10 protein-coding genes are annotated in these 9,828 nt (G+C 39.8%); 7 read left to right on the forward strand and 3 right to left on the reverse strand.

Annotated elements, in window-relative coordinates; genetic code table 11:
• Positions 1-49: 49 nt before the first annotated feature.
• Positions 50-847, forward strand: a complete 798-nt coding sequence (locus J7E52_RS19250; protein ID WP_214750049.1) for an endonuclease I family protein — start codon at positions 50-52, stop codon at positions 845-847.
• Positions 848-910: 63 nt separating this feature from the next.
• On the opposite strand, the gene J7E52_RS19255 is transcribed toward J7E52_RS19250, so the two are convergent.
• The 3 genes from J7E52_RS19255 to J7E52_RS19265 all read right to left on the reverse strand — a co-directional run bounded on the left by J7E52_RS19255 (position 911) and on the right by J7E52_RS19265 (position 4,390).
• On the reverse strand, positions 911-1,969 hold the full coding sequence (locus tag J7E52_RS19255; protein ID WP_214750051.1) for a lactonase family protein: 1,059 nt from the start codon (positions 1,967-1,969) through the stop codon (positions 911-913).
• 152 nt (positions 1,970-2,121) lie between these two features.
• Positions 2,122-3,873, reverse strand: coding sequence for an adenine deaminase (gene ade, locus J7E52_RS19260; protein ID WP_214750053.1), 1,752 nt, complete (start codon positions 3,871-3,873; stop codon positions 2,122-2,124).
• A gap of 31 nt (positions 3,874-3,904) precedes the next feature.
• Positions 3,905-4,390, reverse strand: coding sequence for a nucleoside deaminase (locus J7E52_RS19265; RefSeq protein WP_214750055.1), 486 nt, complete (start codon positions 4,388-4,390; stop codon positions 3,905-3,907).
• A 227-nt stretch (positions 4,391-4,617) separates the two neighbouring features.
• Between J7E52_RS19265 and J7E52_RS19270 the strand changes: the two genes are divergently transcribed.
• From J7E52_RS19270 to J7E52_RS19295, 6 genes are all read left to right on the forward strand, one after another.
• A complete protein-coding gene (locus J7E52_RS19270; RefSeq protein ID WP_076369576.1) occupies positions 4,618-5,520 on the forward strand; it encodes an AEC family transporter in 903 nt (300 codons plus the stop codon).
• A gap of 278 nt (positions 5,521-5,798) precedes the next feature.
• Positions 5,799-6,209, forward strand: coding sequence for a hypothetical protein (locus J7E52_RS19275; protein ID WP_214750057.1), 411 nt, complete (start codon positions 5,799-5,801; stop codon positions 6,207-6,209).
• Between the two features lie 415 nt (positions 6,210-6,624).
• Positions 6,625-7,353 (forward strand): amino acid ABC transporter ATP-binding protein, encoded by a 729-nt coding sequence (locus J7E52_RS19280; protein WP_214750059.1) that lies wholly within the window; start codon positions 6,625-6,627, stop codon positions 7,351-7,353.
• Positions 7,354-7,375: 22 nt separating this feature from the next.
• Complete coding sequence (locus tag J7E52_RS19285) at positions 7,376-8,203, forward strand: transporter substrate-binding domain-containing protein (protein ID WP_101225415.1); 828 nt, start codon at positions 7,376-7,378, stop codon at positions 8,201-8,203.
• Between the two features lie 106 nt (positions 8,204-8,309).
• A complete protein-coding gene (locus J7E52_RS19290) occupies positions 8,310-8,948 on the forward strand; it encodes an amino acid ABC transporter permease (protein WP_214750061.1) in 639 nt (212 codons plus the stop codon).
• Positions 8,949-8,962: 14 nt separating this feature from the next.
• A complete protein-coding gene (locus J7E52_RS19295; protein WP_214750063.1) occupies positions 8,963-9,613 on the forward strand; it encodes an amino acid ABC transporter permease in 651 nt (216 codons plus the stop codon).
• Positions 9,614-9,828 lie beyond the last annotated feature (215 nt).

The raw sequence follows: 9,828 nt of genomic DNA on the forward strand, positions 1-9,828 counted from the left end.
TTTAATTATGGTAAAAGTTAGGTTTTAATAGAAGCGGGGGGATGAGTGGATGAAGTATAGTTTTGAAGTACTTGAAAAAGAACGGGAAATGGCAATGGCTGCACTAGTCAACTTCAATGAAAACCGCGAATACTATGATGAAACCAAAGATCAGGAGCTAAAGCTAGCATACTACAAAGATGGTTCCTTGGACCGAGAAGGTTTGAAGGACCTACTTGTGGCAACCCATAAAAACCAGCTGAACTACTCACCACATCGTCATGTTTACCCATGGGTGGACTTACAGGAAAATGGCCAGCTGAAAAGTCTGTATTCCGGTAAAGGGATGGATCCTGTACGAGTCATTGAGGAAGATATCCGTATACTGGAAGTGTTGTCAAGAGGCATTGCATCAACAAATTCGGAGAATATTCTCGTTAATTGTGAACATGTCGTACCTCAATCATGGTTCGATAAAAAAGAACCGATGAGGGGGGATTTGCATCATCTGTTCGCCTGTGAACCAACTTGTAACAGCAGCCGGAGTAACTATCCATACCATGATTTTGAGGATTATATCCCTGAAAAATCGGCTGCCGGTATAAAAGCGGGTTGCGGGAAATCAGACGAAGGTAAATTCGAGCCTGAATACGGAAAAGGCATCGTGGCGAGGGCTACTTTGTACTTTTTACTCAGATACGAGGGAATCATCGATAGCGGCAAAATTGACCTGGGACTGCTTTTGGAATGGCATCGGCTTTTTCCGGTCAGCACTTATGAAAAACATAGAAACCAGGCTATACATGAAATGCAGGGTAATCGTAACCCATTTATAGATTTTCCCGAAATGGCGGAGAAATGGAATTAAAGAAGGATTATAAAAAAGAGGATTGAAGCTGTAGTACAAGCTTCAATCCTTTTTTATAATAGATTATAAGAATTTTACGCAAACAGGGAAGGGAACTTGAACATCTTTTTGCAATAATGTTAATTTTCCGTCATGTTCATTCCGTGCATATAGTGTCAGGTTTCCTGATTGTTCATTAGAAGCGATCAGGAATTTTCCGCTAGGGTCCAATGAAAAATCACGTGGCCAATGTCCTTCGGTAGAAACCAGTTCCACGAATGCCAGTTTGCCTGTTTCTTGATTGATTTGGTAAACGGCAATACTATCATGTCCGCGGTTTGCGGCATATATGAATTGCCCGTCATCAGAAATATGAATGGCGCTTCCTTGGTTATTTTCCTTGAAATCTTCCGGGACGGTCCGAACCGTTTGTAATTCAGAAAAACTTCCAGTTTGACTGTCGAAGCTCAAAACAATGACTTCCGGTACAAGTTCTGCCATGACATACGCAAATTTACCATTTGGGTGGAAGGTCAAATGCCGTGGTCCGCTGCCGGGCGCAACAGATAAGCTGTTTACTTCTTCCAAAACCCCACTATTTATTTTATAGGTTATTACTTTATCTATTCCGAGGTCGACTACAGCAATGAACCTTTCATCCGGTGTGAAACCAGCGAAGTGAGTGTGTGCTTTTTCCTGACGTTCTTCATTCGGTCCTTGTCCTTCATGTTGAACAGAGGATGATACAGGCAAAGGGGTCGCATCTTCATGAAGCGGATATGATTCAATCACGCCTTCTCCATAACTGGAAGTGACCAAGACCTGTTTCTTGCTGTCAACACTTATATGGCAGGAAGAGCCATTTGATGTCAGTTGTTTGCCCAAGAATGTAAGCTCGCCTGATTCTTCATTAATCGAATAGGCTGAAACTCCACCGCTGCCCGCTTCTTTTAAAATGGCGTAGAGATTCTTTTTGTCCTGGCTGATGGCGACATAAGTCGGATCCGTCAATTCTGCTGCAAGAACCGGTGTGCTGAGTTTTCCTTCTACTGTATCTAAAGTAAAGCGGTAAATACCTTCGCTGTTTCCTTTTGTGTAAGTGCCTATGTATCCAATGATGTTCTGTTGATCATGTTTTGCCATATTTATCTCCTCCAAGAAAGATTTGTGTTTATTTTTATTTTAACATAGATGATACCCATTATATCCTTTTCCCGGTTTATGTTGAGTTGGAACCTTTTTCTTTTAGAAACTTTTGGGGTGCGAAGAAAAAACCCCCGACTAGGGGGTCAAATTTAATCGACTGGCTTTGAGGCTTGAATAGGAATATGCCTAAAATCAGAAACGGAAAATAAACCCTGATCCGTCAGTTTAATTTCAGGGATGACAGGTAACGCCAAAAATGCTAGTGTAAGAAATGGATTGAAATGCCTGTAAGCACCGAGTTTCAATAGGGCTTCATCGATTTTTTTCAATGAATGAACCACATCCATATAATTGCATTCACTCATCAATCCAGCTATTGGAAGGGGAAGGGAAGCGAGAATTTCCCCATTTTGGATTACGATCAATCCACCCTGCATTTTTTTGATTTCCTTAGCTGCCAGCAGCATATCCTGGTCATTCGTCCCGGCAATGATCAAATTATGTGAATCATGGGCTACTGTCGTGGCAATTGCACCTGATTTCAACCCGAGCCCTTTGACGATTCCAAGACCTAATTGTTTGGTCAGATGATGCCTTTCAATAACAGCAAGTTTTAGATGATCAACATGTTCGGAGAACTGGAATAGACCATCATGATTAAGTGTGACCGGTTCAATCGTATGCTTTGTAATCAAGCTGTTTGGAGTTATCTCAATAATATTAGCGAACTCATTTTTAAAATGTATCGCCAAATCATCTCCGGTTATTTCATGAAATTGAACAGAGTGTTTCAACCCGTCATCAATAAACTGTTTCTTATCAGCTGGAAAGTTAAGCAAACGATTGTTCAGAACCATAAGCTTTCCATCTTTAAAGACCGAGTGGATGATGACTGAATTAAGATCATCCAATAGAAGGAAGTCTGCCTTGTATCCAGGTGCAATTGCACCATGTTCTTTTAAACCAAAGCATTCTGCTGCATTAATGGTCGCCATTTGGATGGCGGTAATTGGCGGGACACCTGTTTCTATGGAAAGTCGAACGTTGTGATCGATACTTCCCTCAGATACAATATCATCTAGGTGCCGGTCATCGGTTACGAATAAACAACGGCGGGAGTTCTTCTCATTAATAACTGGAACCAGGTTTATTAAGTCTTTGGCAACCGTGCCTTCCCTGATCATAAGATACATTCCTTTACGCAGTCTTTCTTTTGCCTCTTCCGCTGTAGTGCATTCATGATCCGTTTTAATGCCTGCACTCATATAAACATCGAGCTGTTGTTCGGATAATCCAGCTGCATGGCCATCGATGCTTTTGCCTAGTCTATTTGCATCGTATATTTTTTGCAGCATATCCTCCTCCGTATGTGAAACGGCCGGGAAATTCATGACTTCGGCTAAACCAAGCACTCTCGGGTTTTGATAAAATGAAATTAAATCTTCACTTCTTAAGACAGCACCAGAATGTTCAAACTCCGTAGCAGGTACACAAGAGGGCATCATGAAGTAAAAGTCAAAAGGAAGTTGATCGGATTGTTCAATCATATATTCCATGCCCTTTTTGCCAGAAACATTGGCAATTTCATGAGGATCTGCAACGATGCAGGTCACACCATGTAAAAGGAGGATTTTTGCGAGTTCAGAAGGACTGACCATCGATGATTCAATATGGACATGGCCATCAATGAATGAAGGGCATACGAATTTTCCTGCAGCATCAATTTCCGAAATACCCTCATAACGCCCAATTCCAGCAAAGAAACCATCGACGATCGCAATGTCGCCTGTATAGATATCACCATTGAAAACATCTATGATTTGCCCGTTTTTAATGACGCAATCTGCTGGTCTTCTTCCTGTTGCAACGTCAATTCTCCTTTTAAGCAAGTTTTTTTGCATATTCGTAACCCCTTTGGCAAAATATAACCGGTTAATATTTCACTTTTTCAGTATTGGTTTCCCATGTTCGGAATGGTAAATCGTGGTCATTAAAAGACAATTGTTTCATTTTAATTGTGCGATTTTCCATTGGCAGGGCAAGTTCTTGGTATATAAAGTGATCATCAAAGCCTATAATTGCAGCGTCTTCTTTAGTACATGCGTAATAAATGGCTTTTGGACGTGCCCAATAAATAGCACCGATGCACATGGGGCAAGGTTCGCAGCTAGTGTATATTTCACAATCTGTAAGCTGGAAGCTGTCGAGATTCCTGCATGCATCACGAATCGCCTGTACTTCGGCGTGAGCTGTAGGATCGTTGGCAGTTGTCACATTGTTACATCCTCTGCCTACGACTTTGCCATCTTTTACGATTATAGCACCAAAAGGTCCTCCGTTCTTCGCCAATACATTTTCATATGCAAGCCGAACAGCCATCTCCATGAATTTTACATCCACTAAAAAACACCCCTTCATATATATTGATAACCGAAAAGTACTGATGTTACGTTTATTAACGTAAATATAATAAACAATATACCATATGCATAGGGAAATGGAATATTATTTTCTGAAAATAAAGAAAAAACACTTTGTGTTAGAATATATGACGTGCAATCAAAATGATTTAAAAGAATTTTTACAAATAATAATAAAACTGATATTGTTAGAAGAAAATCATTGGGATTATGAAGGTGATGTGCATGGGGTTTTTGGGAGTTCTTTTACCGATATTCGGTATTTTTGTTTTAGGGTTCATCGGTCAGAAAAAGTTCAAACTTGATACAAAATCGATTTCCACGATGGCATTATATTTAATGTCACCTTTTCTTGTGTTCCGGACTTTTTATTCAGCAGAATTTACTATCAATTATTTTTACCTGTTCTTATTCACGATAGTACTTTGCCTATCTCTCATACTGGTAGTCTACATCATATCTTTTTTCCGCAATTATACAGTCACTGAGACAAGCGGCATGATATTGGCATCGGCATTCATGAATAACGGAAATTATGGAACGCCCGTCATTTTCCTGTTATTCGGAGCAGCAGGGCTCGATTATGCAATCATCCTAATGGTGGGACAGCAGTTAGTGATGTGCACGATCGGCATTTATTTCGCAGCAAAGGGCAGCCCGGAAGGTAATGGAGTTCAAACAGCGATTAAAGCAGTATGTCGAATGCCAATTGTCTATGGAGCTATTGCAGGTACGGTATTTCAGTTCGTGAACATACCTTTAAGCAATTCGGTTATGGAAGCTATTAACCTTGTTGCAAATGCAGCGATCCCTACAATCATGATTACACTGGGAATGCAGCTGGCAAACATTTCACTGAAAAAAATTGCCTATCGAAAGCTATCAGTTTCGCTGCTCCTTAAACTTGCCGTTTCACCAGCCATTGCCTTCCTGTTATCTCTTGCCTTGCCAGTGGGTGATATGGTCAGGCATATCATGATAATCGTAGCCGCCATGCCAACGGCCGCGAACACTACGATGTATGCGCTCCAATTCAATACGGAGCCTGAATTCGTATCAAGTGCCACATTCATAAGTACATCATTAAGCCTGATTACGCTTCCAATCATCTTTTTCTTTGTATTATAGGAGATTATCATTCTAATTATGTGGGCAAACTTATTATATACAAGAAGCGGAGGAATCCTGGCTAACTAAAAGAGGGATCAGGACAGATTATATGAATTGCCCTTTTGATGGACAAGTCTTGGGCTAGGTTCCCTTTGCGGTTAGGGAACGAACTTAGGGACTTGATTTAAGTGTTAATCGGAAACTGATTTTCAACTATATTCATTTAATATTAAAGGGTGAGCTTGTTAAACTGGCGTTTACTTTTTTAAATGCCTGTATTTGATTGGAGGGGTTTTGTGTTCCAGACTAAAATTGAACTGACTAATACTGGAAAGATTGATGCCATTTTAAAGGGAATCGTTCTGAAAACCTATGAAGAAGCACTAGAAGAAAAACTCTTGCTATGCATGGAGTGCGGAGATGTCGATTTTTATATAGCGTACTCAAATAATGAGGAACTTCAGGATGCAATTAATGCAAACTTTGAAATTGATGAATGTGGCGAAATCATGAAATTGGATGAACATCAGGAACTTATGGATGATTTATACGATTATTTCTTGATCATACATAAGGAAAGTGATTTGTTTGATTTTTTTCCAGCAGGTCCATATACTCACGGCGGGGAAATCCGTGAATCGGATACGGATATGCTGGCGCCAAGGGGTTTATATACAGCACCATTTGAAGATGCGATAAAGGAATGATGAAAAAGACAGCAATTGCTGTCTTTTTGTATTTTTAAAAGATTATTAAGCTTTCGGGAAATAAATGTTTTTTTACAAAAAGAGGGAATTTTTTAAGGGAATATCAGTTTAAATTTATCAGTTTTATGAAATATAACAATAATATCATGAAATATGATATCGTTTTTAACAATTTAAAGTTTATATGGTAATTTTAAGAAATATTATATATAATGAAAAATGTGAATATTGAATATATTATTTAAATTACTAGTTTAAAATAACAATAAATCTCGTCTTTTCACTATCATTAACGAAATATTGGGAAATAATATTTGAAGAAAGGATTATACATAAGATTTGATTACAGTAAAGAGAATGCTATATTTAGAATTCTGATTATTATAAATTTTCAGTTTTGGACGGGGGGCTAATTATGATAGTTTTTGACCGAGTGAATAAGTATTATGGCGATTTCCATGTGTTGAAAGAAATTAATCTTACAATTAAGAAGGGGGAGGTGGTAGTGGTCATCGGACCTTCCGGTTCGGGGAAAAGCACGCTGCTTCGATGCATTAATCGTCTAGAGACCATTTCGGAAGGTTCCCTTTCCATAAATGGTTTAAATGTAGCGGATAAAAAAACGGACATAAACAAACTCCGGCGGAATATCGGCATGGTTTTCCAGCATTTTCACTTGTATCCTCATAAAACCGTGCTCGAAAATATCATGCTTGCTCCCAGGAAGGTTCTAGGGCAATCCGAAGAGGAAGCGAAAAAGATTGCACTGAAATATCTGGACAAAGTGGGGATTGGAGATAAAGCGAATTCATTTCCTTCCCAGCTTTCAGGTGGACAGCAGCAACGGGTAGCGATTGCCAGAGGCTTGGCAATGGGGCCCGAAATCATGCTATTTGATGAACCTACCTCAGCCTTGGATCCAGAAATGATTGGCGAGGTACTGGATGTAATGAAAGCACTTGCCCATGAAGGAATGACGATGGTGGTGGTCACGCACGAAATGGGATTTGCCCGTGAAGTGGCGGATCGAATCGTATTCATGGACGAAGGCAGGGTTTTAGAAGAGGCATCACCGGCTGAGTTTTACGCCAATCCTCGTGAAGAGAGGGCTCGTTTATTCCTTAGCCGTATATTAAATCATTAAATAAAAAACAGGGGTGAATTACATGTTGAAGAAAAAGAAATGGTTAAAATTATCTTTGTTATCATTACTGGCTGTCATTTTATTAGCTGGATGCGGCGGGGGGAATGATTCAGACAAAGCTGAAGAGGGTGGAGGTAAAGACAAAGAAAAAGATGTTCTCGCACAAGTGAAGGAAAAGGATAAGATCGTTTTTGGGGTGAAAAATGATACAAGGCTATTCGGATTAAAGAACCCTAGTACTGGAGAAGTAGAAGGCTTTGATATTGATATTGCCAAAGCACTTGCAGCAGAAATCCTTGGTGATGAGAATAAAGTTGAATTTAAAGAAGTGACTTCTAAAACTAGGATGGCATTATTGAATAATGGTGATATTGACGCGATTGTAGCAACCATGACAATCACGGAAGATCGTAAAAAAGAAGTTGACTTCACTGATGTTTACTTTGATGCCGGACAATCTTTGTTAGTCAAAAAGGGCAGCGATATCAAGGGTATTGATAGTTTAAAAGGGAAAAAGGTATTGGCCGTCAAGGGTTCTACTTCTTCCATAAATATCCGTGAAAAAGCTCCTGAAGCACAAGTGCTTGAATTTGAAAACTATTCCGAAGCGTTCGCTGCACTTAAATCCGGACAAGGGGATGCATTGACCACGGATGATTCCATCCTTTATGGAATGGCAGATGAAGATCCAAGTTATGAGCTTGTTGGCGGTACATTTACGGAAGAGCCTTATGGGATTGCCGTGAAAAAAGGAAATGCTGAATTTGTTGAAGAGTTGAATAAAGCCCTTAAGTCACTTAAAGATTCAGGCAAGTACGATGAAATCCATGATAAATGGATTAAACATTAATCATTTTAGCAAATGTATAAGGGAAGCTGACCTGAAATAACATTTGAACATTTGTCTGTGAGGATGAGCGTTTTGCTCATCCTTACTAGTTAAAGGAGTGTATGCCGTGCTTGATTTCTCCATTTTAACAGAGAATTTGGATATGTATTTATTAGGCTTTAAAAATACGATCATGTCTAGTTTGGTCGCGCTGGTAGCGAGTTTGATTCTTGGTGTGCTAATTGCCATCATGAGGATTGCGCCAATAAAGCCACTAAACTGGCTGGGTACCGCTTATGTCGAGTTCATTCGTAACATACCGTTATTGATCATTACCTTTTTCTTCTTTCTCGGTCTTAAACTAAGCGGTCTATACGCAGGGACTTTAGCTCTGACCATTTACACTTCATCTTTCATAGCTGAGGCAATTCGAGCAGGCATACTTTCCGTGCCAAAGGGCCAAATGGAAGCTGCCCGTTCTTCAGGTCTGACATATGGACAGGCAATGAGGCTCGTCATACTGCCGCAGGCCGTTAAAATAGTCATTCCTCCTTTAGGAAACCAATTTATCAATCTAGTAAAGAATTCTTCCATTTTAGCCGTCGTTGCAGGACTCGATCTTATGTACCACGGGGATTTGATTTCTTCAAGGACATTCGTCGTGTTTGATGTGTACATTTTCGTTGCAGCGTTTTACTTAATACTTACCATTCCTTTAAGTTATGGCGTTGGTTATTTGGAAAAACGTCTGGCTAAGAGTAATTGAGGGAGGTATAAGATATGGATTTTGCAGGTGCCTATTCACCAGATAATCTTAAGTTTTTATTAGAAGGATTTTGGGTAACGCTCCAGGTAGCTTTTATCTCCATTATTCTAAGTTTCATTATTGGCGGGCTTGTAGGAATAATCCGTTACGCAAAGGTGCCGGTGTTATCACAAGTATTAGCTTTGATTGTAGAAACGGTACGTAATTTACCTCTGTTATTAATCATATTTTTTACGTATTTTGCTTTGCCGGAGGTACGGATTAAACTGGAAATCATTCCAGCAGCCATTGTTGCCTTGACAATTTTCGAGTCAGCCATGCTTTCTGAAGTCATTCGAAGTGGGCTGAAATCCATTGATAAAGGCCAAATGGAAGCTGCCCGTTCATCAGGCTTGAGCTATACACAGGCATTGATACATATTATTCTGCCCCAAGCGCTGCGCCGCATGGTTCCTCCTATTGTCAGCCAATTCATTTCTTTATTAAAGGATACTTCTTTAGCTGTTGTCATTTCTTTGCCTGAACTGACCCATCATGGTCAAATTATATATGGGCAAAGTCAAAAGTATTTAATACCGATTTTGATCCTGGTGGCTCTCATGTACTTCATAGTGAACTATAGCCTTTCTTTGGTAGCCCAGAGACTTGAATTGAAACGAACCTAAAAAAAACGACTCAGTAATGAGTCGTTTCAGACTGTAGACAAACTCGATGAAAATCGAGTTTGTCTACAGTCTTTTTATTTAAAAAAGGTTGCAGATGATTTCAGAAATCTGCTCCCTTTCCGCGGACTGTCTGACAAGCCTCATCAAAGCAAGCGCCTGCGGGGTCTCGGCTAGCCGGTTACTCGGCAGGAGTGTCGCAAATTTCTTCAATCCAA

It is taken from the genome of Bacillus sp. ISL-34, assembly GCF_018613325.1.
In the GTDB taxonomy this organism is placed as follows: domain Bacteria; phylum Bacillota; class Bacilli; order Bacillales; family DSM-1321; genus Peribacillus.

What these genes read in the sequence shown, in the direction of transcription:
- ade (WP_214750053.1), bottom strand. Translation starts at nt 3,873, where the DNA reads ATGCAAAAAAACTTGCTTAAAAGGAGAATTGACGTTGCAACAGGAAGA.
- J7E52_RS19280 (WP_214750059.1), top strand. Translation starts at nt 6,625, where the DNA reads ATGATAGTTTTTGACCGAGTGAATAAGTATTATGGCGATTTCCATGTG.
- J7E52_RS19270 (WP_076369576.1), top strand. Translation starts at nt 4,618, where the DNA reads ATGGGGTTTTTGGGAGTTCTTTTACCGATATTCGGTATTTTTGTTTTA.
- J7E52_RS19285 (WP_101225415.1), top strand. Translation starts at nt 7,376, where the DNA reads ATGTTGAAGAAAAAGAAATGGTTAAAATTATCTTTGTTATCATTACTG.
- J7E52_RS19255 (WP_214750051.1), bottom strand. Translation starts at nt 1,969, where the DNA reads ATGGCAAAACATGATCAACAGAACATCATTGGATACATAGGCACTTAC.
- J7E52_RS19265 (WP_214750055.1), bottom strand. Translation starts at nt 4,390, where the DNA reads ATGAAGGGGTGTTTTTTAGTGGATGTAAAATTCATGGAGATGGCTGTT.
- J7E52_RS19250 (WP_214750049.1), top strand. Translation starts at nt 50, where the DNA reads ATGAAGTATAGTTTTGAAGTACTTGAAAAAGAACGGGAAATGGCAATG.
- J7E52_RS19295 (WP_214750063.1), top strand. Translation starts at nt 8,963, where the DNA reads ATGGATTTTGCAGGTGCCTATTCACCAGATAATCTTAAGTTTTTATTA.